Here is a 25,918-nt window from a genome sequence, read left to right as displayed (position 1 = left end):
GTCACGCCTCTCCTGTGCGGGCTTCGAGCAGGGCCTTGACCTGGGGCATGAGCGACATGGCGAGGCCCATGTCCGACACCTTCAGGCGGCCCGTGATGGCGGCGGTCATGGGGTTGAGCTTCCCCTGGGCCAGGGCTTCGAGGTCCTTGCGGCTCACGCTGATCACCAGGTCCGCAGGGTCCGGCGCATTGCTGACCGTCGCGCCCTCCACCCGGATGACGCCTTCGCCCCGCAGGTCGAGCCGGATCGAATGGTCCAGGCTGGCGCCGCCGGCGCTGAAATGCGCCCGCACCTTGTCTGTCAGTTCCGTCAGTCCGTCCATGGCCGGCCCCCCTTGTCCGCCCCTGCAATGCCGCCGCCGCGCGGTCTTGTAAACGCCCCGACGAAACGTCCCGAAGAAACCTCCTGGCTGCAGGCCGGGGCCTTGAACCCGTCCCCGCCCTTCCCATGTCTTGCCCGGAGGCGCCGGACATCCGGGCCTTCCGGGCGGTGCGAGGCTTCGGCGCGCACAGGTCCCGAACCCCAAAACGCAACCTTGCTTCGTCAAGAAGGATGTGAACGCACATGCGCACGATCGACTTTTCCCCCCTCTATCGCTCCGTGGTCGGCTTTGACCGCCTCGCCCAACTCCTGGAGACCGCCACGGTCGACCAGGCCTCCGGCTACCCGCCCTACAACATCGAGCGGACCGACGAGAACGCCTACCGCATCGAGATCGCGGTCGCCGGCTTCCGGCCGGATGAACTGAACATCGAGGTCAAGGAGAACCTGCTCACTGTCCAGGGTCGCAAGACGGCCAACGACGCCGAGCGCCGGTTCCTGCATCGCGGCCTTGCCGAGCGCGACTTCGAGCGCCGTTTCCAGCTGGCCGACTATGTCGTCGTGACCGAGGCTGGCCTCGCCGACGGCCTGCTCTCGATCTCCCTCCGCCGTGAACTGCCCGAGGCCCTGAAGCCCCGGCGCATTGAGATCGCCACTGCCTCCGCCCCCCTTATCGAGGGCGAGAAGGCGGCCTGACCGGCGGCCAACTGACTGGAGTTACGGGGGGCGGCGCCGCAGGGCGCCGCCCTTTCCGCATCAGGCGCCGCCGCCCCGGAGACCGCTTCCAGGCGCCCCCTTGAGGCCGAAGCTCTCGCGGAATTCCATCTGGGCGTCCTTGAGGTTTGCGTCCGTCAGGGTCGCCTGCCGCAGGTCCACGTCGTTCAGGATGGCCGAGCGCAGGTCCGCGCCCGAGAAGTTCACCCGCCGCAGGTCGGCCGAGGTCAGGTCGGTGGGCAGCAGCCTTCCCCCCTCCAGCACCAGGGGCTCCAGGCGGGCGCCCCGCAAGTCGGCCCCCGACATCATCACCCCGGTCAGGCGGGCGCCGCGCAGGTCGGCCCGCCTCAGGTTCACGCCGCGCAGGTCCGCCCCCTCGAGCCTCGCGCCCTGGAGCTGGATCCCCTCCATGTCGAGCCCGTAGAAGACGGCCCGCCGGGCTGAAACCGCTGTGAGGTTGAATCCCCTCAGGCTCTTCAGCCCCCGCAGGTCTGCGCCATCGAAGACGGAGGGCGTCCCCGCCGCTCCACCAGAGGAACACCAGCGGGCGTGCTCGCGCACCTGGACGTCCAGCGAAACCTCGCCTGAGGCCTGGACGGTCGGGTCATTGGTCAGGGCGCCCCGGAGATCGGCCTTGCTGATGTCCCAGGCCTGGGTGTTGGCGCCCAGGAGGACCACGTCGCGCATGTCGGCGCCCCTGAGATCCGCCTGGACAAGGTCGGCGCCGGTAAGGTCCGCCCCCGTCAGGACGCAGTGCTTGAGCTGGGCCCGCACCAGGCGGGCGCTCCGCAGCACGGCGCCGGTGAAGTCGGCGCGAACCGCCTCCAGGCCTGACAGCTTGGAGCGGGCGAGGTTGGCGCCCGTCAGGTTCGGGCCCTGGTCATCCTCGGTCCGGTGAACGTGCTCCACCATCCTCAGGCCCAGCTTGCGGTCGCCCAGGGCCATGGCGCCTTCGCGAAGGTCGGCCTCGAAGAGGTCGGTGCTGGTCAGGTTGGCGTTCCGCAGGCAGGCGCCCCGAAGGTCGGCCCGGCGAAGGGAGGCCCCGGTCAGGTCGGCGTTCTGCAGGTCGGCGCCATAGAGGTTGGCGCTGTCCAGCTTGGCGCCTCGCATGTCGGACCCGAAGAGCAGGGCGCCGGTCAGGTCGGCGCCGGTCAGGTCTCGGGCCGCAAGCTTCAGTCCGGACAGGTCGCGCCAGGACAGGTTCCCCCGCAGGCCGCCCGGAAGCCCCGAGATGAACCGGCCGTGCTTGCGGCAGACATCATCCACCTCCGCCTGCGACATCGGCGGGATATCCTGGAGATGGGTGGTCGGCAGAGACATGCCCTGGCTGCGGGTCCCCTGGTTCAGTGTTCACAGTGGGGCCCGGCGATTAATGGGCGGTTTAGGAGGCGGGTCGGTAGCCGGCGTAGAGCGCCCGGGCCTCGGCCTCCAGGAGGCCGGTCTCCACCTCGATCCCCGCTGCCCGCAGGCGGGCCGACCCGTCACCCGCGGCGAAGACCGAAGCGTCGTCGCAGGCGATGACCACGCGCCGAACGCCGGCGGCGATCAGCCGGTCGGTGCAGGCGATCCCCACCCCGGACCGCCGGGCGCAGGGCTCAAGGGTCACCAGGGCCACCGCGTCCCGGGCCGCCTCCCCCGCCGCCGCCAGGGCCAGTTCCTCGGCATGGGGACGTCCGCCCTCGGCCGTGGCGCCCTCGCCCAGGATTCCTTCCGGCCCCAGGATCACGCAGCCGACCGAGGGGTTGTCCCCCGTCCGCCCCACGCCCGGCCGCGCCAGGGCGATGGCTCGCCGCATGGCGTCGATTTCGGCTTCGCGGCTCAAGGGGCCTTCGGCAGGGCCTGGGCCCGGTCCGCGTCGAGATAGCGCGCGGCGAGCGGCTTCAGCGCAGCGTCGAGGTCAATGACCAGCGGATTCGAGGTCGGGATCTCGACCTCCATGATCCCGTCTGCAGACAGCCCGTAGATCAGCTTGACGATGGCCCGCAGCGAGTTGCCGTGGGCCGCCACCAGCACCGTCTCGCCCGCCGCCAGCCGGGGGGCGATCTCTGCCGTCCAGTAGGGCTCCACCCGCTCCAGGGTGGTCTTCAGGCTCTCGGTGTCCGGCAGGACGAGGCCGGCGTAGCGGCGGTCGCGGGAGAAGTCCCACTCGCCGCCGGGCGCCAGGGGCGGGGGCGGGGTGTCGTAGGACCGCCGCCAGATCCGCACCTGGTCGGCGCCGTGCTTCTCGGCGGTCTCGGTCTTGTTGAGGCCCGTCAGGCCGCCGTAGTGGCGCTCGTTCAGGCGCCAGTCCTTGGTCTCGGGCACGAAGACCTGGCCCGCCGCCGTCAGGGCCAGCCAGAGGGTGCGGATCGCCCGGGTCAGGACGGAGGTGTAGGCCCGGTCGACCTGAAGGCCCGCCGCCCGGATCAGCTCGCCGCCCTTGCGGGCCTGGGCCTCGCCCTCGGCGGTCAGGTCCACGTCCACCCAGCCGGTGAAACGGTCCTCCAGGTTCCACTGGCTCTGGCCGTGTCGCAGCAGGATCAGGGTGGGCATGGCGGTCTCCGTCCGGGATGTCCGGGTCGGGCTAGGGCCGGCGGGGAAGCGCGTCAAGGCGCCGCGCGGGCGCCGGTGGCCTCGGGGCCTGCGAGTCGGTATGAGGGGGGACATGAGCGATCGCCTCTTCTTCGGCGGGCTGACCCTGGTCGCGGCCGCCCTCATCGCCCTGGCCATGGTCTGGCCCCAGGGTCTCGGCGCGCGCTCGCCCGGCCCCTTCGGCTCGGTCCCTGTCCAGCAGCGCCCCGAGGTCCAGGCCGCCATGCGCCGCGAGGCCGAGGCCAACAACGCCCGCCTGCAGAAGGCGCGCGAGGCCGTGGCCGCCGCCCGCGCTGCGACCGAAGGCGCCCCGCCGCCGCCTGCGGAGCCCGCGAAATGAGCGACCAGGACATCGAGGCGGGCCGCCGGGTCCTGCGACAGGCCGCCGGCGCCCTGGAGCTCCAGGCCGGGGCCCTCGGCGAGGCCTTCGCCCGGGCCGTCGACATCCTGGCCGCCGCCAGGGGCCGGATCATCTGCACCGGCATCGGCAAGTCCGGCCACGTGGCCCGCAAGATCGCCGCCACCTTCGCCTCGACCGGCGCCCCCGCCAGCTTTGTCCACGCCAACGAGGCCAGCCATGGCGACCTGGGCATGATCAGCCGGGACGACGTCATCCTGGCCCTCTCCAAGTCGGGCGAGAACCGCGAGCTGGCCGACGTCCTGGCCTACTCCCGGCGCTTCGAGATCCCGCTGATCGCCCTGACCGCCGCCTCAGACAGCGCCCTCGGGCGGGCCGCAGACGTGGTCCTGGCCCTGGCCACCGCCGAGGAGGCGACCGGCGACGTCAATGCGCCGACCACCTCCACCACCCTGCAGATCGCCCTGGGCGACGCCCTGGCCGTGGCCCTGCTGGAGCGGCGGGGCTTCACCGCCGGCGACTTCCGCACCCTCCATCCGGGCGGCAAGCTGGGCGCCATGCTGCGTACGGTGGGCGACCTGATGCACGCCGGCGACCAGATTCCCCTCGTCGGCCCCGACGCCTCCATGGCCGAAGCCCTGCTGGTCATGACCGAAAAGCGGTTCGGCTGCGTCGGCGTCCAGGGCGCCGACGGCCGGCTGCTCGGCGTTATCACCGACGGCGACCTGCGCCGGCACATGGACGGCCTGATCGGTCGCACCGCGGGCGAGGTCATGACCCCGGGCCCGAACAAGGTGGTCGGCCCCCGGCGGCTGGCCTCCGAAGCCCTGGCCCTGATGACCGACCCGCCCCCCGCCGTGAATGTCCTCTTCGTCCTGGATGAGGGCCGGCCGGTGGGCATACTGCATGTCCACGACCTGCTCCGCGCCGGGGTGATGTGACCCCACTGCACTGGCCGCAGGCGGCCTGAAGGCGTAAGAGCGGCGCGGAATCGAACTGGAGCGCCGATGCCGCCTCTCCCCCGCGCCGACCTCGTCCCGCAGACCCCCGACCACGAGAACCTGCCCCTGGTGAAGGCCACGGGTTTCCGGGAGTACGACGCCCGCTGGCTGTTCGGGTCCGAGATCAACCTCCTGGGCGTCGAGGCCCTGGGCCTGGGCCTGGGAACCTACATCCACGAGCTCGGCCAGAAGCGCATCGTCGTCGGCCACGACTTCCGGTCTTACTCCCAGTCCATCAAGCAGGCCCTGACCCTGGGCCTCCTGGCCGCCGGCTGCGAGGTGCTGGACATCGGCCTCGCCCTCTCGCCCATGGCCTATTTCGCCCAGTTCGACCTCGAGGCCCCCGCCGTGGCCATGGTCACCGCCAGCCACAACGAGAACGGCTGGACGGGCGTGAAGATGGGCGTCTCCCCGCCCCTCACCTTCGGCCCCGACGAGATGGGCCGGCTGAAGGAGATCGTCCTGGGCGGTCTCGGCGTCGCCCGCCCCGGCGGGACCCTCACCCACGTCCCCGGCATGGCGGAGCGCTACATCGCCGACGTCTCCGCCCGGGTCCGGGTAAACCGCCCGCTCAAGGTGGTCTGCGCCTGCGGCAACGGCACGGCCGGCGCCTTCGCCCCCGAGGCCCTGCGCCGCATGGGCGTGGCGGTCGTCTACGAGATGGACTGCGACCTCGACTGGTCCTTCCCGCGCTACAACCCCAACCCCGAAGACCACGAAATGCTCAAGGCCATGGGCCAAGCGGTGCGCGACTTCGACGCCGACCTCGCCCTCGGCTTCGACGGCGACGGCGACCGCTGCGGAGTGGTGGACGACCGGGGCGAGGAAATCTTCGCCGACAAGATCGGCCTGATGCTGGCCCGCGACCTGTCAGGCCTGCACCCGGACGCCCGGTTCATCGTCGACGTGAAGTCCACCGGCCTCTTCGCCACCGACCCGGTCCTGGCCGCCAACGGCGCCCAGACCCTCTACTGGAAGACCGGCCACAGCTACATCAAGCGCAAGACCGCCGAGATCGGCGCCCTGGCCGGCTTCGAGAAGTCCGGCCACTTCTTCTTCAACGCCCCTCTCGGTCGCGGCTACGACTGCGGCCTCACCGCCGCCGCCGCCATCCTGGGCATGCTCGACCGCAATCCCGGCAAGAGCCTGTCCCAACTCAAGGAAGCCCTGCCCCAGGCCTGGACCAGCCTGACCATGTCGCCCCACTGCGCCGACGAGGCCAAGTACGGCGTGGTCGAGGGGATCGTCGCCGAATACGAGGCCCTGGCCCGCGACGGCGGCCGCATCCTCGGCCGCGCCATCACCGAAGTCATCACCGTCAACGGCGTCCGCGTGGCCCTGGAGGACGGCTCCTGGGTCCTGGTCCGCGCCTCCTCCAACAAGCCCGAGATCGTCGTCGTCGTCGAGAGCACCCGCTCCGAGGCCGACATGCGCGCCCTCTTCCGCGAAGAGGTCAAACCCCGCCTCGCCCGGCGCCCCGAGATCGGCGCCTACAACCAGGAGATCTGAGCGCCATGCACGTCGTCATGATCGGCACGGGCTATGTGGGCCTCGTCTCGGGCGCCTGCTTCGCCGACTTCGGCCACCAGGTCACCTGCATCGACAAGGACGCCGGCAAGATCGAGGGCCTGAAGGCCGGGCGCATGCCCATCTACGAGCCTGGCCTCGACACCCTGGTCGCCCGCAACGTCCAGGCCGGGCGCCTGGCCTTCACCACCGAGGCGGCCGAGGCCGTGCGCGCCGCAGACGCGGTCTTCATCGCCGTGGGCACCCCCTCGCGCCGGGGCGACGGCCACGCCGACCTGTCCTACGTCCACGCCGCCGCGGCCGAGATCGCCGACCTCATCGACGGCTTCACCGTGGTGGTCACCAAGTCCACCGTCCCGGTGGGCACGGGCGACGAGATCGAGGCCATCATCCGCGAGCGCCGCCCCGACGCCGAGTTCGCCGTGGTCTCCAACCCCGAGTTCCTGCGCGAGGGCGCGGCCATCGACGACTTCAAGCGCCCCGACCGCGTGGTGGTGGGCCTGAACGACGAGCGCGCCCGGCCGGTCATGACCGAGCTCTACCGGCCCCTCTTCCTCAACGAGACGCCGATCCAGTTCACCGACCGGCGCACCTCCGAGCTGATCAAGTACGCCGGCAACGCCTTCCTCGCCATGAAGATCACCTTCATCAACGAGATGGCCGACCTCTGCGAGGCCGTCGGCGCCGACGTCCAGCAGGTGGCCAAGGGGATCGGCCTCGACAAGCGCATCGGCGGCAAGTTCCTCAACGCCGGCCCCGGATACGGCGGCTCCTGCTTTCCCAAGGACACCCTGGCCCTGGTGCGCACCGCCACGGACGCCGGCTCGCCCGTCCGCCTCATCGAGACCACCGTGGCCGTCAACGACGCGCGCAAGAAGGCCATGGCCGCCAAGGTGGCCGCCGCCGTCGACGGCGACCTGGCCGGCCGCACGGTCGGCGTCCTGGGCCTGACCTTCAAGCCCAACACCGACGACATGCGCGACGCCCCGTCCCTGGACATCCTCCCCGCCCTCCAGGCCCTGGGCGCCCGCATCCAGGCCTTCGACCCCGAGGGCGTGGCCGAGGCCCGCCACCTCCTGCCCGGTGTCGACTTCCGCCCCGACGCCTACGCCGCCGCCGACGGCGCCGACGTCCTGGTGATCATCACCGAATGGGACCAGTTCCGCGCCCTCGACCTCGAGCGCGTCCGCACCCTGATGCGCACCCCCGTGCTGGTGGACCTGCGCAACATCTACAAGCCGGCGGACGTCCGGGCCCTGGGATTCCGGTACGCGTCGGTGGGGCGGGCGTAGGTCCCCTTGCCGGCCAGTATCGCTTTCGATACACTGATCTCGTGAAAGCCGTCGTCTTTCTGGGAGACAGCCTTTCGCGCCTTCGGGAATTCCCGGAGTCGGCGCGGGCCACTGCGGGCTTCCAGTTGCACCAGTTGCAGCAGGGTCTCGATCCCGACGACTGGAAGCCTATGGGTACGATTGGACCCGGCGTGCGGGAGATCCGCATTCGGGACGCTTCGGGGGCCTTCAGGGTGATCTACCTGGCCAGGCTGGAGGATCGTATCCTTGTCCTGCACGCCTTCCAGAAGAAGACCCAGAAGACGGCGCAGAAGGACCTTGACCTCGCAGCGGCAAGGCTGCGGGCCTGGAGACGGTGATGATGGAAATCCAGACCTTCGAGAACGTCTTCGACGCCCTCGCCGACACCCCGGCCGAAGCGGCGAACCTCAAGGCGCGGGCCGAGATTCTCTCCGCCGTGGCGCGGAGAGTGCGATCCTGGAACCTGTCGCAGGAGGCCGCCGCCGCGCGGCTCGGGATCACCCGTCCCAGGCTGAACGACCTGCTCCGGGGAAAGCTTGGGAAGTTCTCGCTCGACGCCCTGGTCAACCTTGCGACGGCGGCGGGACTGCGACTCGAAATCCGGATCGCCGACGCAGCCTGACCCCCTCAGAACCCCCCCGTCGCCATGGCCGCCAGGGCCATGGCCAGGCACACCCCCGCCGCCGGCAGGGCGGTGAACTTCTGGTGGGCGCCCATCTCCACGCGGGCGAGGCCCACCAGCAGCCAGGTGGAGGGGACGAGGGGGCTCAGGAGGTGGAAGGGCTGGCCCATCAGGGCCGCCCGGGCCATGTCGGCGGGGGCGATCCCGTGCACGGCGCCGGCCTCGGCCAGCACGGGCAGCATGCCGAAGTAGAAGGCGTCGTTCGACAGGAAGAAGGTTCCCGGCAGGCTGGCCGCGGCGACAGCCGGCGCCAGGTGCGGGCCCAGGGCCTCGGGGATGGCGGCGACCAGGGCTGAGGACATGGCGTCCACCATGCCGGTCCCCTTCAGCACCCCGGTCAGCACACCCGCAGCGAAGATCAGCGAGGCCACGGACAGGGCGGCCGGAGCGTGGGCGGCGACCTGGGCGGCCTGGTCGGCGGGCCGGGGATGGTTGAGGGTCAGGGCGAGGGCGAAGGCCGTCATCATCAGCACCGGGAGGGGCAGGGTCTTCACCCCGAAGGCCGGGGCGATGAGGCCCGCCATCAGGGCCGCCAGGATCAGGAAGTTCAGCATCTGGAGCAGGCGCGGGGCCCGCCCGGCCTCGGCCTCCGGCTCCGCCTCGGCCTCGCGCAGGTCCAGCACCCCCAGTCGCCGGCGCTCCGACAGGCCCAGCACCGTCGCCAGTCCGAAGACCGCCGCCAGCCCCGCGGCCATGGCCGGAAGCAGGGGGAGGAAGACGGCCGAGACGTCCAGGCCCAGAGCCGCCGCCGCCCGGCCCGTCGGCCCGCCCCAGGGCGAGAGGTTCATCACCCCGCTCACCAGCATGAGCAGGCAGGCCAGGTGCAGGGGCCTCATCCCCAGCCGCCGGTAAAGGGGCAGCATGGCTGCGCAGGTGATCAGGTAGGTCGTCGAACCGTCCCCATCGAGGGAGATCACCGCCGCCAGGGCCGTCGCCCCCAGGCTGACCTTGAGGGGGTCGCCACCCGCCCGGCGTACGATGGCGCGCACCAGGGGATCGAACAGGCCCGCCCCGGTCAGGACGCTGAACGTCAGGATGGCGAAAAGGAGCATGACGCCGGTCGGCGCCACCTCGCGCAGGCCGTCCACCGCCATGGGCCCCAGGTCTGTCCCGTGGCCGGCCAGCAGGCCGAAGGCCAGGGGGGTCAGGATCAGGGCCGGGGCGGGCGCGAGCCGCCCGGACATGATGAGGGCGGTGAAGACCGCCACCATCAGGAAGCCGGCGAGGGCGGGGTCCATGGGCGCGCCCCTTCCGCCGCGGCGATCAGGCGGCGGCCTTGCGGACCGCCCCGGCGATCTCGCTCACCACCTGGCTGACCAGGGTCTCGTCGTCGCCCTCGGCCATGACCCGGATCAGGGGCTCGGTGCCGGAGGCGCGCACCAGCACGCGGCCGCCGGCGCCCAGCCTGTGCTCGGCGTCGGCGATGGCCGCCTTGACCGCCTCGGACTCCAGGGGCTTGCCCGAGGTGAAGCGCACGTTCTCCAGCTTCTGGGGCGCCGGCTCGAACTGGCGGGCCAGGGCGCTCATGGGCCGGTCGCCGGCCTTCAGCACGGCCAGCACCTGCAGGGCGGCGAGGAGGCCGTCCCCGGTGGTGGAGAAGTCCGACAGGATGATGTGGCCCGAGGCCTCGCCGCCCAGGTTGTAGCCGCCCTCGCGCATCCGCATCATCACCGAACGGTCGCCCACGGCGGTGCGCTCGAGCCGCAGGTTGCGCTCGCCCAGGAACCGCTCCAGGCCCAGGTTGGACATGACCGTGGCCACCACGCCGCCGCCGGCCAGCCGGTTCCGCCGGGCCCAGTTGTCGGCGATCAGGGCCATGATCTGGTCGCCGTCGACCACCCGCCCCTTCTCGTCGCAGATGGCCAGCCGGTCGGCGTCGCCGTCCAGGGCGATCCCGATGTCGGCCCGGTACTCCTTGACCGCCTTGATCATGGCCTCGGGATGGGTGGAGCCGCACTCCTCGTTGATGTTCATGCCATTGGGCGCCACGCCCACGGGGATGACCTCGGCGCCCAGCTCGTAGAGGGCGGCGGGGGCGACCTTGTAGGCGGCGCCGTTGGCGCAATCGATCACGATGCGCAGGCCCGACAGGCTCAGCCGGCGGGGGAAGGTGGCCTTGGCGATCTCGACATAGCGGGCCTGGCTGTCGTCCACCCGGGCGGCCCGGCCCAGGGCCGTGGCGGGCGCCAGGTCCTCGGACAGGGACTGGCCCATCAGGGCCTCGATCTCCAGCTCCCGGGCGTCCGAAAGCTTGTAGCCGTCGGGCCCGAACAGCTTGATGCCGTTGTCGGTCCAGGGATTGTGCGAGGCCGAGATCATCACGCCCAGGTCGGCCCGCAGGGAGCGGGTCATCATGGCCACGCCGGGGGTCGGCATGGGGCCCAGCAGGCGCACGTCCATGCCCGCGCTGGTGAAGCCCGCCACCAGGGCCGGCTCGACCATGTAGCCCGACAGGCGGGTGTCCTTGCCGATCACCACCATGTGGCGGCGCTCCTCGCGGGATCGGAACAACCTGCCCGCCGCAAGGCCGACCCGCAGGGCCACCTCGGCCGTCATGGGGTGGGTGTTGGCCTCGCCGCGGATACCGTCGGTGCCGAAAAAGGCGCGTTTGCTCATGGGGCCTTCCGAAGCTTTCGCCATATTGGGGACCGGATCCGAAACGATTCGAAACCCGGATTTAGTCGACGCCGTCGGCGCGGGTGCTAAACCCCGCCCGTCCCCACAGTCTAGCCCCTCCAGGGGCCAGGCGGAAAGGGACCCCGGAAGAGAGGACCAGCCCATGTGCGGCATCATCGGAATCGTCGGCAGGGCGCCCGTCCAGGAGCGACTGATCGAGACCCTGCGGCGGCTTGAATACCGCGGCTATGATTCCGCCGGCGTGGCCATGGTCGCCGATGGCCGGGTTGACCGTCGCCGGGCCCGGGGGAAGATCCGGGCCCTTGAGGATGTTCTGCGGGACCAGCCCCTCGACGGCCTGACCGGGGTGGGCCACACCCGCTGGGCCACCCACGGCGCCCCCTCCGAGACCAACGCCCACCCGCAACGGGCGGGGCGGGTGACCCTGGTTCATAACGGCATCATCGAGAACTTCGCCGAGCTGAAGGCCGAGCTGGCCGCCGAGGGCCGCACCTTCGAGAGCGAGACGGACACCGAGGTCATCCCCCACCTGATCGACCGCGCCCTGGCGCAGGGCCTGGCCCCCCTCGACGCCCTGAAGTCGACCCTCGACCGCCTGCGGGGCGCCTTCGCCCTCGCGGTCCTGATCGACGGCGAGGACGAGCTGATCCTGGGCGCCCGGCGGGGCAGCCCCCTGGTGGTCGGCTATGGCGACGGCGAGATGTACCTGGGCAGCGACGCCCTGGCGGTCGGCCCGATGACCAACCGCATCGCCTACCTCGACGAGGGCGACTACGTGGCCATCGACAGGACCACGGCGCGGATCTTCGACGCCGAAGGCCGGCCGGTCACCCGGCAGATCCGCATCATCCCTCCCGCCGCCGCCCTGGTGGAGAAGGGCAACTACCGGCACTTCATGGAGAAGGAGATCCATGACCAGCCGGGCGCCTGCCAGCACACCCTGTCGGCCTATCTCGACCCGGTCTCCGGCCGGGCCCGGGCGCCCGACGGCCTGGATTTCAGCCGTGTCGACCGGATCCAGATCGTGGCCTGCGGCACGGCCTATTACGCCGGCCTGATCAGCCGCTACCTGTTCGAATCCCTGGCCCGGATCCCCGTCGACATCGATGTCGCCTCCGAGTTCCGCTACCGCGCCCCGCCGGTGCGCGAGGGCACGCTGTGCATCGTCGTCTCCCAGTCCGGCGAGACCGCCGACACCCTGGCCGCCCTGCGCTGGTGCCGCGAGCAGGGCCTGTCAACGGCGGCCGTGGTCAACGTCCACACCAGCACCATGGCCCGCGAGGCCGACATCCTCCTGCCCACCCATGCCGGGCCGGAGATCGGCGTGGCCTCCACCAAGGCCTTCACCAGCCAGGTGGCCGCCCTGTCGGCCCTGGCCGTGGCCGCCGCGTCCGCCAAGGGCCGGATCGACGCCGCCGAGGAGGCGCGGCTGACCAGGCTGCTGCTGGAGGCGCCGCGCCTGATCTCGGCCGCCCTTGCCCTCGAGGAGCCGATCCGGGCCCTGGCGCCCGAACTCGCCAAGGCCCGGGACGTCCTCTACTTCGGCCGCGGCGTGATGTCGGCCCTGGCCCTCGAAGGCGCCCTGAAGCTCAAGGAGATCAGCTACATCCATGCCGAGGGCTATCCCGCCGGCGAGCTGAAGCACGGCCCCATCGCCCTGATCGACGAGGCGACCCCGGTCATCGTCCTGGCCCCCTCCGACGCCCTCTTCGAGAAGACCGTCTCGAACACCGCAGAGGTCATGGCCCGGGGCGGCCCGGTCATCTTCATCACGGACGAGGAGGGCGCCCGCCGCGCCCCGGCCGGGGTCCGCCTGATCGTCGCCCCCGGCTGCGACGACATCGTCGCCCCCCTGGTCTACGCCGTCCCCATCCAGATGCTGGCCTACTATGTCGCCGTCCAGAAGGGCGCCGACGTCGACCAGCCCCGCAACCTCGCCAAGTCGGTGACGGTGGAATAGGGGGCGGCCATGTACCTGCCGGAAGTCTTCGAGGAGACCCGCCCCGAGGTCCTGTGGGACCTGGTGGCCCGCCATCCCCTGGGCCTGCTGGTCACCGCCGGGCCGGAGGGGCCCATGGCCTCGCCCCTGCCCTTCCTGGTCGCCGAGGCGGAGGGGCGGCTGCGGCTCACCTGCCACCTCGCCCGGCCCAACCCCCACCTGGAGGCCCTCGCCGGGACCCCGGACTGCCTGGTGGTCTTCCAGGGGGCGGAGGCCTACGTGACCCCGTCCTGGTATCCCTCCAAGGCCGAGACGGAGCGAGTCACCCCGACCTGGAACTACGAGATGGTCCAGGTGCGCGGCGTCCCGACCCTGCGGCCCGAGCGCGACTGGCTCGCGGCCCACGTCGCCGCCCTGACGGCGGCGCAGGAGTCCCGCCGACCGGCGCCCTGGGCGCCGTCGGACGCCCCCGCCGACTACATCGAGTCCATGTTGCGGGGCATTGTCGGCCTTGAGATCGAGATCACCGAAATCCGCGGCAAGTGGAAGATGAGCCAGAACCGCCTGGCCCAGGACGCGGACGGCGCGGCCCGGGGCCTCGCTGACCCCGAAGACCCGCACCACGACCCGGACGTCGCGGCCCTCGTCGCCGGGCGCCTGGCGGCGCGGGAACGCCCATGACCCTCCGTCGCTTCCAGCAGGTCGACGTCTTCGCCTCGGGGCCGCTGAACGGCAATCCCCTGGCGGTGGTCCATGGCGCCGAGGGCCTGACCGACGCCCAGATGGCGGCCTTCGCCAACTGGACGAACCTGTCCGAGACCACCTTCCTCCTGCCGCCGACCGATCCCGGCGCCGACTACCGGGTGCGGATCTTCACCCCGGAACGGGAGCTGCCCTTCGCCGGCCATCCGACCCTCGGTTCCTGTCGGGCCTGGCTGTCGGCCGGCGGCCAGCCGAGGACGCCCGGGCGCGTGGTGCAGGAATGCGGGGTGGGCCTGGTGCCCGTGCGGATCGATGGCGAGGACCTCGCCTTCGCCGCCCCGCCCCTCCTGAAGGACGGGCCCCTGGAGCCGCAGGTGACGGCGCAGATCGCCCGTGGACTGGGGATTCCCGAGGGCGCAATCCGGGCCGGGCGCTGGATCGACAACGGACCGGGCTGGTGCGCCGTCCTGCTGGAGTCCCCCGAGCGGGTCCTGTCCCTGACCCCCGACTTTGGGGCCCTGGGCGACCTGGAGCTGGGGGTCGCGGCCCTCTATCCGCCGGGCGGCGCCTCCCAGCTCGAGGTGCGCGCCTTCTGCCCCAGCCTGTCCGTGCCCGAGGACCCGGTCACGGGCAGCCTCAACGCCGGCCTCGCCCTCTGGCTCATCGGCGAGGGGATCCTGCCGCCGCGCTATGTCGCCAGCCAGGGCGCGGCCGTGGGCCGGGCCGGCCGGATCACCGTCTCGGCGGAGGCCGACGGGACCTGGATCGGCGGCCGGGCCGCGATCGTTCTGGAAGGAACCGCCGCCCTCGACTAAGGGAGGGACCGGAAACGGAGGCGTCCATGTCAGGCAAGGTGCGCAAGGCGGTGCTGCCGGTGGCGGGGCTGGGCACGCGGGTGCTGCCCGGCGCCAAGGTCACGCCCAAGGAAATGCTGAACGTCGTCGACCGGCCGATCCTGTCCTACATCATCGAGGAGGGCCGGGCGGCGGGCATCGAGCACTTCGTCTTCGTCACCGGCCGCGGCAAGGGCGCCATCGAGGACTATTTCGACCACCACGTCGAGCTCGAGGCCCAGCTGGAGGCCAAGGGCAAGCTGGACATCCTGGCCGACATCCGCCGCGACCTGCCGAAGCCCGGCGAGATGAGCTTCGTGCGCCAGATGGCGCCCCTGGGCCTGGGCCACGCCGTCTGGTGCGCCCGCGACATTATCGGCGACGAGCCCTTCGCCGTCATGCTGCCGGACATGCTGATGATGGCCGAGCCGGGCGCCCTGGCCCAGGCGACGGCGGCCTACGACCAGGTCGGCGGCAACATCGTCGTCGTCGAGCCGGCGCCGGAGGGCCAGGCCCACAAGTACGGCATCGTCGCCCTCGACGGACAGAAGGGCCGGCTGAACCGAATGACCGGTATGGTCGAAAAGCCCGCGCCGGGGACCGAGCCGTCCAATCTTTTCATTTCCGGTCGGTACGTCCTGCAGCCGGAGATCTTCGAGCGCCTGGCCCGGCACCGGAAGGGCGCCGGCGGCGAGATCCAGCTGACCGACGCCATGGCCGACCTGATGGCCGACCAGGCCTTCCACGCCCTGGAGTACGAGGGGACCACCTACGACTGCGGCGACAAGCTGGGGCTCCTGCGGGCGAACGTCGCCTACGCCCTCAGGCGGCCCGACCTGGCCGAGGGCGCCCGGGCGATGCTGAAGGACCTCCTGGGGGCGTGAGGCTCCTCGTCTTCGGCTTCGGGTATTCGGCCCGCGCCCTGGCCGCGCGGGCGCCCGGTGACCTGCACATCACCGCGACGGTGCGCACCCCCCTCCCCGACACCTGGCGGGACGCTGTCGAGACGGTGTCGGTGCACGACCACGACGCCCTGGAGACGGCCCTGAGAGGCGCCGACGCCCTCCTCGTCACCGCCGCCCCCGACCCGGAGACCGGCCTCTGCCCAGGCTTCCAAGCCCTCGCTCCGCACCTCGCCCCCGGGTCCGGACCGGGCTGGGTCGGCTACCTCTCCACCACTGGCGTCTACGGCGACCGCGGCGGGCGCTGGGTCCGCGAGACCAGCCGCACGGCCCCCGCCTCCGAGACCTCCCGACGGCGGGTGGCGGCGGAGGCGGCCTGGGCCTCGACAGGCCGGCCCCTGGCCGTTTTCCGGCTTCCCGGCATCTACGGCCCCGGCCGCTCGGCCCTGGACCGGGTGCGCGACGGGACCGCCCGCCGGATGACGGCGCCGGGGCAGGTGTTCAGCCGGATCCACGTGGACGACATCGCCGTCGGCCTCGCCGCCGCCCTGGAAAGGCCGGACCGGACCGGCGTTTTCAACCTTTGCGACGATGAACCGGCGCCCGCCGCCGACGTGACCCTGGAGGCCTGCCGCCTGCTGGGCGCCGAGCCGCCGCCCGAGACCCCCCTGGACCTCGACGCCCTGACCCCCGCCGCGCGGCGCTTCTGGGCCGAGAGCAAGCGCGTCGCCAACGCCCGGGCCAAGGCCGCCCTGGGCTGGCGCCCCGCCCATCCCACCTATCGCGAGGGCCTGGCGGCCATCCTCGCTGCGGGCGGCTAGCTAGCCGCAGAGCTCGTCCACGAAGGCCAGCAGCCGTTCGATATCCTGCGGCCGGGACAGGCGGTGGTCGCCATCGCGGACCAGGCTGAAGACCAGGTCCTGAGCCATCAGGGCCTCGGCCAGGGCCAGGGCGTGGCGCCAGGGCACGTCCGGGTCGGCGCCGCCCTGCAGGATCCGCACGGGCAGATCGATCCCCACCGGCCCGGGCAGGAGGCTCCAGTTCGCCGCCTCCTCAAGGAAACGGCGGGTGATGGGATAGGGGTCGCCATACTCGGACGGCCGCATCCAGACCCCGTCCCGGGCCAGGGCGGCGCGGTCGGCTTCGGTCATTTCCGGGGCCATCAGGGCCTGGGGGAAGTCAGCGGCGGGGGCGACGAGGACCAGGCCCTTCACCCGCTCCGGCCGTGCGAGGGCGCAGAGGCAGGCCAGCCAGCCGCCCATGGACGAGCCCACGAGGACCAGGTCGCCGGTCGTGAGGGTATCGATCATCGCCAGGGCGTCGGCCCGCCAGGACCCGATCGTGCCGTCGGTGAAGGCCCCGCCGGACTCCCCGTGCCCGGAATAGTCGAAGCGCAGGAAGGCCCGGCCGGCGGCGACAGCCTGGTCGGCCAGGGCCTGGGCCTTGGTCCCGGTCATGTCCGACTTGAAGCCGCCCAGCCAGACGACCGTGGGGCCCCGCCCCTCGACGGCCCGCCAGGCCAGGGGAACCCCCGCCTCGCGTTCCAGGTGTCCGGATGTCTCCTGCATGGCCCCTGCATAGCGCCGGGCGCAGGGCTGCGCTATCAGGACGCGGTGAGCCTTCCCGCGAACTTCACCCTGCTGCAGGTGGTCCCCGAGCTGGAGACCGGCGGCGCCGAGCAGACCACGATCGACGTCGCCCGCGCCGTCGTCGCGGCCGGCGGCCGGGCCCTCGTGGCCAGCCGGGGCGGACGGATGGAGACGGCCCTGGCCGCGGCGGGAGGCGAGCTGGTCCGCCTGCCCATGCAGAGCAAGAACCCCCTGGTCATGCTGAAGACCGCCGGGGCCCTGCGCCGGGTGATCCGCAAGCAGGGGGTGAGCCTCGTCCACGTACGGTCCCGGGCGCCGGCCTTCCCGGCCCTTTGGGCCGCCCGGGCCGAGGGCCTGCCGACGGTGGCGACCTATCACGGCATCTACCTGGCGAAGGGCCGTCTGAAGCGCTGGTACAACGCCGTCATGACCCGGGTGGACCGGGTGATCGCCAATTCCGACTACACCCGCGCCCACGTCCTGGCCGAGCACGGGATCGCCCCCGACAAGGTCGTCGCCATCCCCCGGGGCGTGGACCTCACCCGCTTCGACCCCGCCCGGATAGCCCCGGAGCGCATTGCGGCCCTGCGCCAGGCCTGGGGCCTGGCGGACGCCTTCGACGGCCCACTGGTCTTCCTGCTGGCCGGGCGGCTGACGCCCATCAAGGGCCATGAGACGATCATCGCCGCCACTGCTCGGCTCAAGGGCGAGGGACGGGACCTGCGGGTCATCTTCGCCGGCGACGACCAGGGCCGGACCGCCTTTCGCCAGTCCCTCGAGGCGGCTGTACGGGCCGCCGACCTGGAGGGGGTGGTCCGGCTGGTCGGGCACTGCGACGACATGCCGGCGGCCTTCCTGGCGGCGGACGTCGCCCTGCTGCCCACTCTTGTTCCGGAATCCTTCGGGCGGGCCGCGGTCGAGCCCCAGGTGATGGGGCGGCCTGTCATCGCCTCGGACCACGGCGGCACGACCGAGACCGTCCTGCCCGGAAGCACGGGGTGGCGGGCGCCGCCCGGGGACACGGCGGCCTGGGCCTCGGCCATGGCCGGGGCGATCGACCTTGGGCGCGAGGGCCTGGAAACCCTGGGCGCCGCCGCCCGGGAGCGCGCCACGCGCCTCTACTCCAACGACGCCATGTGCGCGGCGACGCTCGCGGTGTATGAGCAGCTCGTGTCGTCGCGGGAAGACGGGAAATGAGCCGCGAGATCCGCAAGGTCCTGGTGATCAAGCTGTCGGCGCTGGGGGACTTTGTCCTGGCCCTGGCGGCCATGAAGCGCATCCGCGAGGCTCACCCCAAGGCGCAGGTCACCCTCCTGACCACACCGCCCTTCGAGGCCCTGGCCCGGGCCTGTCCCTATTTCGACGAGGTCGAGACCGACGGGAGGCCCGTGGGCCCCGGCGCCTGGCTGGCCCTCCGGCGGCGGCTCAAGGGCGCCCGCTACGACCGGGTGTACGACCTGCAGACCTCTGCCGCGTCGGAGCGGATCTTCCACCTCCTGAGACCCTTTCCCCCGGAATGGTCCGGCGTCGCCCGGGGCTGCGCCCTGCCCCACCGCACGCCGGGCAAGGACCAGATGCACACCCTGGAGCGCCAGGCCGACCAGCTGAAGTCGGCGGGGATCTGGCCCGACGCTCCGACCTCGCCCCTGTCGGCGCCCCCGCCGGACCTGTCCTGGATCGGCGGGACGCCCCGCGACCGGCGGCGGCGGCCGGAGAAGCCCTACATCCTGCTGATCCCCGGCGGCTCGGCCCACCGGCTGGACAAGCGCTGGCCGGCGGACGCCTACGGGCGGCTGGCCCGGCGCATGCACGACCGCGGGTTCGACGTCCTGGTGATCGGCGGCCCCCAGGAAAGCGCCCTGGGCCGGGAGATCCAGAAGCACCTGCCCCAGGCCCGGGACCTGACCGGCCGGACCGACTTCGCCACCGTCGCACGGTTCGGCGCGGGCGCCGCCCTGGTGGTGGGAAACGATACCGGCCCCCTGCACCTGGCGGCGGCGGCGGGCGCCCCTACGGTCGTGCTGTTCTCGCGGGCGTCGGACCCGACGCTCTCCGCCCCGAGGGGTCATGTGATCGTCGTCCAGGCCGACGACCTCGCCGCCCTGGACGCCGGGACGGTGGAGCAGGCGGCCGACCGCCTGCTGCCGGATCAAGGCTCCGCTTGATCGGCGGGGCCCGGACGGTCATATATCCCCTACGGCGGGGGGTTCCTCCGCCGACGCCTCTTTCAACAGCTCGAGGAGCAGAAGCCTATTCGCCGGCCCATGCAGGCGCCGCCCGTCAAAGACGGTCCGCGCATCAACGAAGACATCCGCGTTCCCCGGGTCCTGCTGATCGACCAGCATGGCGAGAAGCAGGGGGTCATGCCCACCTCCTCCGCCCTTGAGGCCGCCGAGGAGGCGGGTCTCGATCTGGTCGAGATCGTTCCCAACGCCGACCCGCCCGTCTGCAAGATCCTGGACTATGGCAAGTTCAAGTTCCAGGAGCAGAAGAAGAAGAACGAGGCCCGGAAGCGCCAGAAGGTCGTCGAGATCAAGGAGATCAAGCTGCGGCCGAACATCGACATCCATGACTATGAGGTCAAGGCGCGCTCGATGCACCGCTTCTTCGGCGAAGGCGACAAGGTCAAAGTGACGCTCCGCTTCCGTGGCCGTGAACTGGCGCACCCCGAGCTGGGCATGAAGCTCCTCCAGCAGGTGAAGGCCGACTTCGAGCCCGTCGCCAAGGTCGAGTACGAGCCCCGCATGGAGGGCCGCCAGATGATCATGATCCTGGCGCCCAAATAGACTCCTGACCGGGCGGCGGCGGCATTCGTCGTCGCCCGCCCTTGCTCCTCCGGTCGGTCGGCCCTAACAACCGCGCCATGCCGGAGTCCGCAACCCAGCAGAAGTCCACGCCGCCCTTTGCGGCCATGGCCCTGATCGCGGTGATCTTCATCAACATGCTGGGCTTCGGGATCATCGTCCCGCTGCTGCCCTTCTACGCCAAGTCCTTTGACGCCCCGGCCTGGCAGATCGCCCTGATCTTCTCGGCCTACTCGATCGGGTCCTTCTTCGGCGAGCCCTTCTGGGGCCGTCTGTCCGACCGCTACGGGCGCAAGCCGATCCTGATCTCGACCATCATGGGCAACTGCCTGTGCTACCTCGCCCTGGCCTTCGCCCCCAACATCCTGGCCGCCTTCCTGATCCGGCTGGTCGGCGGTCTCGCAGCCGGGAATGGCGCGGTCATCCAGGGCTACCTGTCAGACGTCACCCCGCCCGAGCAGCGCACCCGGCAGATGGCCTACCAGGGCGCAGCCTGGAACGTGGGCATGATCGTCGGCCCCTCGCTGGGCGGCCTGCTGGCCCATCCCGACGCCGGGCCGGCGGGTTTCCGCATTCCCCTCTTCGTGGCCTCGGGGCTGGCCGCCGTCTGCGTGGCGGCCATCATTCTCTTTATCCGCGAGAGCAACCACCGGCGCGAGGGCGGAGCGCACCGGGTCAACCGCTGGTCGGCCATCGGCGACGTCGTGAACAACCCGGTCCTGGGGCGGCTCATGCTCCTGACCTTCCTCGTGGGCTTCGCCTTCACCGGGATCGAGTCCACCTTCGGCCTCTGGGCCAGCGAGCGGTTCGGCTGGACGCCCCGGGACATCGGGGTCTGCTTCGCCTTCGTGGGCGTCTCTGCGGCCTTCGCCCAGATGTTCCTGACCGGTCCCCTCTCCGAACGCTATGGCGAGGCGCGGATGCTGACCGTAGGCATGGCCCTGACGGTCCTGGGGGCAGGCCTTCAGGTCTTCTCCACCGGGACCGCTGCAACCATCGTCCTGATGTGCGTGACCGCCGTCGGCCAGTCGGTGGCCTTCCCCAATGTGGGCTCGATCATCACGCGGACCGCCGACCCCCATCGGCAGGGCCAGATCCTGGGGCTAAACAACGCCTGCGGCGCCCTGGCCAGGGTGGTCGGCCCCTTCTGCGCGGGGCTCGTCTTCCCCATCAACATCAACGGCCCCTTCATAATGGGCGCCCTGATCGTCATCCCGGCCATCTTCCTGGCCATCTCCGCAAGTCGCAGGGCGCCGGCGCTCTCAGTCTAGGTCGCGGACCTACGAGCCCAGGCCCACCGGAGCGTAGAGCCGGTCGGGACAGCGGCAAGGGGACCATGGCGCCTCAGCAGACCCCCTCCGGCCCGCTGCGCGGTCCACCTCCCCCTGATGGGGAGGAATGACTAAGCAATTGCTCCCCCAAGGGGGAGCTCCCGGCGAAGCCGGGTGAGGGGGTCAACGGCGGCTCAGCTGACCCCCTCCGGCCCGCTTTGCGGTCCACCTCCCCCTGATGGGGAGGAATTCGGGGCACGGGCGATCTCGCCCTGAGGGCTTGCCCCTTGGCCCCTTTTGGCGTACTCACCCGCCCCTTCGGAGCCGCCTGGCCAAAGGCATGCCAGGGCGGCTCATCAATACTCCAGAGGACGGGGCCGGAAGGTTCCGACGTGAAATGCCGAAACTGAAGACGAAGTCGGGGGCGAAGAAGCGCTTCAAGCTCACCGCGACCGGCAAGCTCAAGGCCGGCGTGGCGGGCAAGCGCCACCGCCTCATCAGCCACAACGCCAAGTACATCCGCCAGAACCGGGGCACGAAGGTGATGACCGAGGCCGACGCCAAGATCATCCGCATCTTCCTGCCCTACGGCCTTTGATCGGAGGACCTGACGCATGGCACGTGTGAAAAGGGGCGTCACCGCCCACGCCCGTCACAAGAAGGTTCTTGAGAAGGCCGCCGGCTTCTATGGCCGCCGCAAGAACACCATCCGCGCCGCCAAGGCCGCGGTGGACAAGGCTGGCCAGTACGCCTACCGCGACCGCAAGGTGCGCAAGCGCAGCTTCCGGTCCCTGTGGATCCAGCGGATCAACGCTGCGGCCCGCCTGGAAGGCATGACCTACGCCCGATTTATCCACGGCCTTGAACTGGCCGGGGTCCAGATGGACCGCAAGGTGCTGGCGGATATCGCCGGCAACGACCCGGTCGGTTTCAAGGCCATCGCCGACAAGGTTCGCGCCGCCCTGGCCTGACGCCCGGAGCCCCACGGCTTCGCTGCAATCAGAAGCCCCCCGGCGCGCCCGGGGGGCTTTTTGCTGGCGCCCCTCCCCACTGAAGCCCTTCTGCTGCTGAGCGACGCGCATGACTGACATCGCCGAACTGGAAAGCTCGAACCTGGCCCGGATCGAGGCGGCCGCCGACCTCGCCGCCCTGGACGAGGCCCGGGTAGCCATCCTGGGAAAGTCCGGGAACGTCACCCTCCTGGCCCGGACCCTGGGCTCTGTGAGCCTCGAGGAACGCAAGGTCCTCGGCCCCCAGATCAACCAGATGCGCGACCGGCTGGCCGCCCGCCTGGAGGCCCGCAAGGCCGAGCTGGAGGCGGCCGAGCTGGAGGCCCGCCTCGCCGCCGACCGGGTCGACCTGTCCCTGCCCGCCCCGCCTCGCCGCCGAGGCGGCGTGCACCCGACCATGCAGGTGATGGACGAGATGATTGCGGTCTTCGCCGACATGGGCTTTGGCGTCGCCGAGGGGCCGGACATCGAGACCGACTTCAACAACTTCACCGCCCTGAACTTCCCGCCCAAGCACCCGGCGCGGGAGATGCACGACACCTTCTTCCTGCCGCCGGACGCCAACGGCGAGCGCAAGGTCCTGCGCACCCACACCTCGCCCGTCCAGGTGCGGGTCATGCACAGGACGAACGAGAAGCTGCCGGGCTGGATCGCCAGCGGCCAGGAGCCGCCGATCCGGATCATCGTGCCCGGCCGCACCTTCCGCCAGGACTCCGACCAGACCCACACCCCCATGTTCCACCAGATCGAGGGCCTGGTGATCGACAAGGGCATCCACATGGGTCACCTGAAGTGGACCCTCGAGACCTTCATCGCCCGGTTCTTCGAGACCGACCGGGTGACCACCCGCTTCCGACCCCACCACTTCCCCTTCACCGAGCCCTCGGCCGAGATGGATGTGCAGTGCGATCGCTCCGGCGGCGAGGTGAAGATCGGCGAGGGCGCCGACTGGCTGGAGATCCTCGGCTGCGGGATGGTGCATCCCAATGTCCTGCGGAACTGCGGACTGGACCCGGACGTCTGGCAGGGTTTCGCCTTCGGCTGTGGGGTCGATCGCCTGGGGGTGCTCAAGTACGGCATGCCCGACCTGCGCGACATGTTCGCCGCCGATGGCCGCTGGCTGGCGCACTATGGCTTCTCGGCCTTCGCCGCCCCGAATTCCGCCTCGGGCCTGAGCTAGGAGGACTGCGATGAAGTTCACCCTTTCCTGGCTGCGCGAGCACCTCGACACCGCCGCCACCGTCGACCAGGTCGTCGAGGCCATGACCATGGCCGGCCTGGAGGTCGAGCACGTCGACGATCCCGGCGCGCGCCTGGCCGACTTCTCGGTCGCGCGCATCGTCGAGGCCGTGCAGCACCCCAACGCCGACCGCCTTCGGGTCTGCCAGGTGGACACGGTCGATGGACGCAAGGAAATCGTCTGCGGGGCCCCCAACGCCCGGGCCGGCCTGACCACCATCTATGCCCCCATCGGCGCCTGCATCCCGGCCAACGGGGTGGTGCTGGAGGCCCGCCCGGTCCGGGGCGTGGTGTCCAACGGCATGCTGTGCTCGGCCGCCGAGCTGCAGACCGCAGAGGAGTCCGACGGCATCCTGGAGCTGGATGGCGACCTGGTGGTCGGGACCCCGGCCGCAGAGGCCCTGGGCCTGGAGGCGGTGGTCGACTTCGAGGTCACGCCCAACCGTCCCGACTGGCTGGGCGTGGACGGCATCGCCCGGGACCTGGCCGCCGCAGGCCTCGGGACCATCAGGACCCCCGCCATCGCCCCCGTCCCCGGCGCCTTCCCCTGCCCGGTCGAGATCCGGCTGGACGACAGCGGCGCCTGTCCGGCCTTTGCCGGCCGGCTGATCCGCGGCGTGCGCAACGGCCCCTCGCCGGACTGGCTGCAGCAGAAGCTGAAGTCCATTGGCCTGCGTCCGATCAGCGCCCTCGTGGACATCACCAACCTGATCACCTTCGACCGGGCGCGGCCCCTCCACGTCTACGACGCCGGCAGGCTGACCGGCGGCTGGATCGAGGCGCGCCTGGGCCGTCAGGGCGAGACCGTCGAGGCCCTCGACGGGAAGACCTACGCCGCCGGACCCGAGATCTGCGTCATCGGCGACGCCTCAGGCGCCCTTGGCCTGGGCGGCGTGATGGGCGGCGCCTCCACCGGATGCTCGGAAACCACGACCGACGTCTTCATCGAGAGCGCCTGGTTCGACCCCATCCGGATCGCCCAGACCGGGCGGACCCTGGGGATCGCCTCGGACGCCCAATACCGCTTCGCCCGGGGCGTGGACCCGGAGAGCCTGCTGCCCGGGCTGGAGCTGGCCACCCGCCTGATCCTCGACATCTGCGGCGGCGAGCCCTCCGAGGCGATCCTGGCGGGCCAGGCGCCCGCCCGGCCGGACGCCTTCACCTTTGACCGCGGCTATGTCGAGGCCCTGTCCGGCCTCTCGCTGGACCGGGCGCGGATCGACGCCATCCTGGAGGCCCTGGGCTTCGGGCTCGAGGGCGACCGGGTGGCCCCGCCGTCCTGGCGCCGGGACGTCGAGGGCAAGGCCGACCTGGTCGAGGAGGTGGCGCGGATCGCCGGCTATGGCGCCCTGCCGTCCACCCCCCTGCCGCCCATGCCCCCACACCCGGCGGCGTCCTGACCGTCCGGCAGGGCCGGATGCGCACGGCCCGGAGGGCGCTGGCCGCCGCCGGCTACGCCGAGGCCGTGACCTGGAGCTTCATGAAGCGGTCGACCGCCGAGCACTTCGGCGGCGGCGCGCCGGAGCTGGTCCTGTCCAACCCCATCGCGGCGGACCTGGACTGCATGCGGCCCTCCGTCCTGCCCAACCTGGTCGAGGCGGCGGGACGCAACGCCCGGCGCGGGTATCCCGACGCCGCCCTCTTCGAGATCGGTCCGATCTATCGCGGCGACCAGCCCGGGGACCAGTCTGCGGTGATCGCCGCCGTCCTGGCCCCGCACGCGCCCCGGCGCTGGGACGGGCGGGACGAGGACGCCCTCTTCGCCCTGAAGGGCGATCTTGAGGCCCTGCTGGCCGAACTGGCCGCCCCGCCGCTGCAGGTCGTGCAGGGCCAGTCCTCGCCCTGGTGGAGCCCCGGCCGGTCGGCCCGCCTCCAGCTGGGCCCGAAGACCGTCATCGCCGAGTTCGGCGAACTGCACCCGGCGACCCTCAAGGCCCTGGATGTCGAGGGGCCCGTCCTGGGCTTCGAGATCCACCTGGACCTCCTGCCCGAGCCCAAGCGGCGGGACGTCAAGACCCGGCCGGCCTTCCAGCCCTCGCCCCTCATGCCCCTGTCCCGGGACTTCGCCTTCCTCCTGCCGGAAGCGACGCCGGCGGGCGACCTGGTCCGGCCCATCCTGGCGGCGGACAAGGCGCTGGTGGCGGAGGCCCGGATCTTCGACGTCTACCAGGGCCCCGGCGTGCCGGAGGGCTTCAAGTCGGTTGCCGTCGAGGTGCGCGTCCAGCCCCGCGAGCAGACCCTGACCGAGGCCGACATCGAGGCCCTCTCGGCGCGGATCGTCGCGGCGGCCGGGAAGGCGACAGGCGCCCGCCTGAGGGGCTGAACCCCCATTGCATTCTCGCCCAGGCCCTTATTGATCTTGATCAATGAGGGGCTTGCGGCATGGTCTGCATGCTGGACCTGCGTCTCCGGACCGCACCCTGTCCCCTCTCCCCCCCCAACAGGGGCAGGATGCCGGGACCGGGGACGCCCCCGACCCAGGACAGCGGGTTCGAACAGGTGAGG

At 71.5% G+C, this 25,918-nt stretch carries 26 protein-coding genes and 1 pseudogene; 20 read left to right on the top strand and 7 right to left on the bottom strand.

The features are described from left to right. Nucleotide 1 precedes the first annotated feature (1 nt). The gene (locus HYN04_RS02335) at nucleotides 2-322 is read right to left on the bottom strand and encodes an SCP2 sterol-binding domain-containing protein (RefSeq protein ID WP_110449269.1); all 321 of its coding nucleotides are present in this window, start codon (nucleotides 320-322) and stop codon (nucleotides 2-4) included. A gap of 242 nt (nucleotides 323-564) precedes the next feature. Between HYN04_RS02335 and HYN04_RS02330 the strand changes: the two genes are divergently transcribed. Then, complete coding sequence (locus HYN04_RS02330) at nucleotides 565-1,017, top strand: Hsp20 family protein (protein WP_110449268.1); 453 nt, start codon at nucleotides 565-567, stop codon at nucleotides 1,015-1,017. Between the two features lie 60 nt (nucleotides 1,018-1,077). On the opposite strand, the gene HYN04_RS02325 is transcribed toward HYN04_RS02330, so the two are convergent. The 3 genes from HYN04_RS02325 to gpmA all read right to left on the bottom strand — a co-directional run bounded on the left by HYN04_RS02325 (nucleotide 1,078) and on the right by gpmA (nucleotide 3,567). Then, a complete protein-coding gene (locus HYN04_RS02325; RefSeq protein WP_110449267.1) occupies nucleotides 1,078-2,355 on the bottom strand; it encodes a pentapeptide repeat-containing protein in 1,278 nt (425 codons plus the stop codon). A 61-nt stretch (nucleotides 2,356-2,416) separates the two neighbouring features. Further along, the gene (locus HYN04_RS02320; protein WP_241962672.1) at nucleotides 2,417-2,857 is read right to left on the bottom strand and encodes a bifunctional diaminohydroxyphosphoribosylaminopyrimidine deaminase/5-amino-6-(5-phosphoribosylamino)uracil reductase RibD; all 441 of its coding nucleotides are present in this window, start codon (nucleotides 2,855-2,857) and stop codon (nucleotides 2,417-2,419) included. Continuing rightward, a complete protein-coding gene (gpmA, locus tag HYN04_RS02315; protein WP_110449266.1) occupies nucleotides 2,854-3,567 on the bottom strand; it encodes a 2,3-diphosphoglycerate-dependent phosphoglycerate mutase in 714 nt (237 codons plus the stop codon). The genes HYN04_RS02320 and gpmA overlap by 4 nt, the downstream gene beginning before the upstream one ends. Nucleotides 3,568-3,679: 112 nt before the next feature. Here gpmA and HYN04_RS02310 point away from each other — a divergent pair, with 112 nt between their 5' ends. The 6 genes from HYN04_RS02310 (at nucleotide 3,680) to HYN04_RS02285 (ending at nucleotide 8,427) form a co-directional block, all read left to right on the top strand. Beyond that, entirely contained in the window at nucleotides 3,680-3,946 is a 267-nt protein-coding gene (locus HYN04_RS02310; RefSeq protein WP_110449265.1) for a hypothetical protein, read from the top strand. Further along, nucleotides 3,943-4,905 (top strand): KpsF/GutQ family sugar-phosphate isomerase, encoded by a 963-nt coding sequence (locus HYN04_RS02305; RefSeq protein ID WP_110449264.1) that lies wholly within the window; start codon nucleotides 3,943-3,945, stop codon nucleotides 4,903-4,905. Before HYN04_RS02310 ends, HYN04_RS02305 begins: the two co-directional genes overlap by 4 nt. 66 nt (nucleotides 4,906-4,971) lie before the next feature. Continuing rightward, nucleotides 4,972-6,474, top strand: a complete 1,503-nt coding sequence (locus tag HYN04_RS02300; protein WP_110449263.1) for a phosphomannomutase/phosphoglucomutase — start codon at nucleotides 4,972-4,974, stop codon at nucleotides 6,472-6,474. Between the two features lie 5 nt (nucleotides 6,475-6,479). Further along, nucleotides 6,480-7,784, top strand: coding sequence for a UDP-glucose dehydrogenase family protein (locus HYN04_RS02295; RefSeq protein ID WP_110449262.1), 1,305 nt, complete (start codon nucleotides 6,480-6,482; stop codon nucleotides 7,782-7,784). A gap of 41 nt (nucleotides 7,785-7,825) precedes the next feature. Beyond that, on the top strand, nucleotides 7,826-8,143 hold the full coding sequence (locus tag HYN04_RS02290) for a type II toxin-antitoxin system RelE/ParE family toxin (protein WP_110449261.1): 318 nt from the start codon (nucleotides 7,826-7,828) through the stop codon (nucleotides 8,141-8,143). Then, complete coding sequence (locus HYN04_RS02285) at nucleotides 8,143-8,427, top strand: helix-turn-helix domain-containing protein (RefSeq protein WP_199285984.1); 285 nt, start codon at nucleotides 8,143-8,145, stop codon at nucleotides 8,425-8,427. Before HYN04_RS02290 ends, HYN04_RS02285 begins: the two co-directional genes overlap by 1 nt. A 5-nt stretch (nucleotides 8,428-8,432) precedes the next feature. On the opposite strand, the gene HYN04_RS02280 is transcribed toward HYN04_RS02285, so the two are convergent. Next, on the bottom strand, nucleotides 8,433-9,725 hold the full coding sequence (locus tag HYN04_RS02280) for a CitMHS family transporter (protein ID WP_110449260.1): 1,293 nt from the start codon (nucleotides 9,723-9,725) through the stop codon (nucleotides 8,433-8,435). A 25-nt stretch (nucleotides 9,726-9,750) separates the two neighbouring features. After that, nucleotides 9,751-11,103 (bottom strand): phosphoglucosamine mutase, encoded by a 1,353-nt coding sequence (gene glmM / locus HYN04_RS02275; RefSeq protein WP_110449259.1) that lies wholly within the window; start codon nucleotides 11,101-11,103, stop codon nucleotides 9,751-9,753. A 163-nt stretch (nucleotides 11,104-11,266) separates the two neighbouring features. Here glmM and glmS point away from each other — a divergent pair, with 163 nt between their 5' ends. The 5 genes from glmS to HYN04_RS02250 are packed head-to-tail and all read left to right on the top strand — an operon-like array spanning nucleotide 11,267 to nucleotide 16,321. After that, nucleotides 11,267-13,084, top strand: coding sequence for a glutamine--fructose-6-phosphate transaminase (isomerizing) (gene glmS / locus HYN04_RS02270; protein ID WP_110449258.1), 1,818 nt, complete (start codon nucleotides 11,267-11,269; stop codon nucleotides 13,082-13,084). 9 nt (nucleotides 13,085-13,093) lie between these two features. After that, on the top strand, nucleotides 13,094-13,744 hold the full coding sequence (locus HYN04_RS02265; protein ID WP_110449257.1) for an FMN-binding negative transcriptional regulator: 651 nt from the start codon (nucleotides 13,094-13,096) through the stop codon (nucleotides 13,742-13,744). Then, on the top strand, nucleotides 13,741-14,580 hold the full coding sequence (locus HYN04_RS02260) for a PhzF family phenazine biosynthesis protein (RefSeq protein WP_110449256.1): 840 nt from the start codon (nucleotides 13,741-13,743) through the stop codon (nucleotides 14,578-14,580). The genes HYN04_RS02265 and HYN04_RS02260 overlap by 4 nt, the downstream gene beginning before the upstream one ends. 26 nt (nucleotides 14,581-14,606) lie before the next feature. Next, complete coding sequence (locus HYN04_RS02255; protein WP_110449255.1) at nucleotides 14,607-15,482, top strand: UTP--glucose-1-phosphate uridylyltransferase; 876 nt, start codon at nucleotides 14,607-14,609, stop codon at nucleotides 15,480-15,482. Continuing rightward, the gene (locus HYN04_RS02250; RefSeq protein WP_110449254.1) at nucleotides 15,479-16,321 is read left to right on the top strand and encodes an SDR family oxidoreductase; all 843 of its coding nucleotides are present in this window, start codon (nucleotides 15,479-15,481) and stop codon (nucleotides 16,319-16,321) included. The genes HYN04_RS02255 and HYN04_RS02250 overlap by 4 nt, the downstream gene beginning before the upstream one ends. Here HYN04_RS02250 and HYN04_RS02245 read toward each other — a convergent pair whose 3' ends face one another. Beyond that, nucleotides 16,322-17,068, bottom strand: a complete 747-nt coding sequence (locus tag HYN04_RS02245; RefSeq protein ID WP_110449253.1) for an alpha/beta fold hydrolase — start codon at nucleotides 17,066-17,068, stop codon at nucleotides 16,322-16,324. A 45-nt stretch (nucleotides 17,069-17,113) separates the two neighbouring features. Between HYN04_RS02245 and HYN04_RS02240 the strand changes: the two genes are divergently transcribed. The 8 genes and pseudogenes from HYN04_RS02240 (at nucleotide 17,114) to pheT (ending at nucleotide 25,736) form a co-directional block, all read left to right on the top strand. Next, the gene (locus HYN04_RS02240; protein ID WP_241962670.1) at nucleotides 17,114-18,286 is read left to right on the top strand and encodes a glycosyltransferase family 4 protein; all 1,173 of its coding nucleotides are present in this window, start codon (nucleotides 17,114-17,116) and stop codon (nucleotides 18,284-18,286) included. Next, on the top strand, nucleotides 18,283-19,254 hold the full coding sequence (locus HYN04_RS02235; protein ID WP_110449252.1) for a glycosyltransferase family 9 protein: 972 nt from the start codon (nucleotides 18,283-18,285) through the stop codon (nucleotides 19,252-19,254). Before HYN04_RS02240 ends, HYN04_RS02235 begins: the two co-directional genes overlap by 4 nt. A 99-nt stretch (nucleotides 19,255-19,353) precedes the next feature. Continuing rightward, nucleotides 19,354-19,875: a translation initiation factor IF-3 gene (gene infC, locus HYN04_RS02230; RefSeq protein ID WP_110449251.1), complete on the top strand. Its 522-nt coding sequence runs from the start codon at nucleotides 19,354-19,356 to the stop codon at nucleotides 19,873-19,875. A gap of 77 nt (nucleotides 19,876-19,952) precedes the next feature. Beyond that, nucleotides 19,953-21,164 (top strand): MFS transporter, encoded by a 1,212-nt coding sequence (locus HYN04_RS02225; protein WP_162599511.1) that lies wholly within the window; start codon nucleotides 19,953-19,955, stop codon nucleotides 21,162-21,164. 397 nt (nucleotides 21,165-21,561) lie between these two features. Beyond that, nucleotides 21,562-21,762, top strand: coding sequence for a 50S ribosomal protein L35 (gene rpmI, locus HYN04_RS02220; RefSeq protein WP_110449249.1), 201 nt, complete (start codon nucleotides 21,562-21,564; stop codon nucleotides 21,760-21,762). Between the two features lie 16 nt (nucleotides 21,763-21,778). After that, nucleotides 21,779-22,135 carry a 50S ribosomal protein L20 gene (gene rplT, locus HYN04_RS02215; protein ID WP_110449248.1) on the top strand — a complete coding sequence of 119 codons (357 nt, stop codon included), beginning with the start codon at nucleotides 21,779-21,781 and terminating at the stop codon, nucleotides 22,133-22,135. Nucleotides 22,136-22,244: 109 nt separating this feature from the next. Then, nucleotides 22,245-23,354: a phenylalanine--tRNA ligase subunit alpha gene (gene pheS, locus HYN04_RS02210; RefSeq protein WP_110449247.1), complete on the top strand. Its 1,110-nt coding sequence runs from the start codon at nucleotides 22,245-22,247 to the stop codon at nucleotides 23,352-23,354. A gap of 10 nt (nucleotides 23,355-23,364) precedes the next feature. After that, nucleotides 23,365-25,736 (top strand): annotated as a pseudogene (pheT, locus tag HYN04_RS02205) (phenylalanine--tRNA ligase subunit beta). Nucleotides 25,737-25,918: the final 182 nt, after the last annotated feature.

Source organism: Phenylobacterium parvum, from assembly GCF_003150835.1.
Lineage (GTDB): Bacteria > Pseudomonadota > Alphaproteobacteria > Caulobacterales > Caulobacteraceae > Phenylobacterium > Phenylobacterium parvum.
This window is presented reverse-complemented; position numbering and strand designations above follow the sequence as displayed.

What these genes read in the sequence shown, in the direction of transcription:
- rplT (WP_110449248.1), top strand. Translation starts at nt 21,779, where the DNA reads ATGGCACGTGTGAAAAGGGGCGTCACCGCCCACGCCCGTCACAAGAAG.
- gpmA (WP_110449266.1), bottom strand. Translation starts at nt 3,567, where the DNA reads ATGCCCACCCTGATCCTGCTGCGACACGGCCAGAGCCAGTGGAACCTG.
- HYN04_RS02310 (WP_110449265.1), top strand. Translation starts at nt 3,680, where the DNA reads ATGAGCGATCGCCTCTTCTTCGGCGGGCTGACCCTGGTCGCGGCCGCC.
- HYN04_RS02300 (WP_110449263.1), top strand. Translation starts at nt 4,972, where the DNA reads ATGCCGCCTCTCCCCCGCGCCGACCTCGTCCCGCAGACCCCCGACCAC.
- HYN04_RS02265 (WP_110449257.1), top strand. Translation starts at nt 13,094, where the DNA reads ATGTACCTGCCGGAAGTCTTCGAGGAGACCCGCCCCGAGGTCCTGTGG.
- glmM (WP_110449259.1), bottom strand. Translation starts at nt 11,103, where the DNA reads ATGAGCAAACGCGCCTTTTTCGGCACCGACGGTATCCGCGGCGAGGCC.
- HYN04_RS02235 (WP_110449252.1), top strand. Translation starts at nt 18,283, where the DNA reads ATGAGCCGCGAGATCCGCAAGGTCCTGGTGATCAAGCTGTCGGCGCTG.
- glmS (WP_110449258.1), top strand. Translation starts at nt 11,267, where the DNA reads ATGTGCGGCATCATCGGAATCGTCGGCAGGGCGCCCGTCCAGGAGCGA.
- HYN04_RS02255 (WP_110449255.1), top strand. Translation starts at nt 14,607, where the DNA reads ATGTCAGGCAAGGTGCGCAAGGCGGTGCTGCCGGTGGCGGGGCTGGGC.
- HYN04_RS02295 (WP_110449262.1), top strand. Translation starts at nt 6,480, where the DNA reads ATGCACGTCGTCATGATCGGCACGGGCTATGTGGGCCTCGTCTCGGGC.
- HYN04_RS02225 (WP_162599511.1), top strand. Translation starts at nt 19,953, where the DNA reads ATGCCGGAGTCCGCAACCCAGCAGAAGTCCACGCCGCCCTTTGCGGCC.
- HYN04_RS02280 (WP_110449260.1), bottom strand. Translation starts at nt 9,725, where the DNA reads ATGGACCCCGCCCTCGCCGGCTTCCTGATGGTGGCGGTCTTCACCGCC.
- HYN04_RS02245 (WP_110449253.1), bottom strand. Translation starts at nt 17,068, where the DNA reads ATGCAGGAGACATCCGGACACCTGGAACGCGAGGCGGGGGTTCCCCTG.
- HYN04_RS02305 (WP_110449264.1), top strand. Translation starts at nt 3,943, where the DNA reads ATGAGCGACCAGGACATCGAGGCGGGCCGCCGGGTCCTGCGACAGGCC.
- HYN04_RS02325 (WP_110449267.1), bottom strand. Translation starts at nt 2,355, where the DNA reads ATGTCTCTGCCGACCACCCATCTCCAGGATATCCCGCCGATGTCGCAG.
- rpmI (WP_110449249.1), top strand. Translation starts at nt 21,562, where the DNA reads ATGCCGAAACTGAAGACGAAGTCGGGGGCGAAGAAGCGCTTCAAGCTC.
- HYN04_RS02335 (WP_110449269.1), bottom strand. Translation starts at nt 322, where the DNA reads ATGGACGGACTGACGGAACTGACAGACAAGGTGCGGGCGCATTTCAGC.
- HYN04_RS02260 (WP_110449256.1), top strand. Translation starts at nt 13,741, where the DNA reads ATGACCCTCCGTCGCTTCCAGCAGGTCGACGTCTTCGCCTCGGGGCCG.
- infC (WP_110449251.1), top strand. Translation starts at nt 19,354, where the DNA reads ATGCAGGCGCCGCCCGTCAAAGACGGTCCGCGCATCAACGAAGACATC.
- HYN04_RS02330 (WP_110449268.1), top strand. Translation starts at nt 565, where the DNA reads ATGCGCACGATCGACTTTTCCCCCCTCTATCGCTCCGTGGTCGGCTTT.
- HYN04_RS02285 (WP_199285984.1), top strand. Translation starts at nt 8,143, where the DNA reads ATGATGGAAATCCAGACCTTCGAGAACGTCTTCGACGCCCTCGCCGAC.
- pheS (WP_110449247.1), top strand. Translation starts at nt 22,245, where the DNA reads ATGACTGACATCGCCGAACTGGAAAGCTCGAACCTGGCCCGGATCGAG.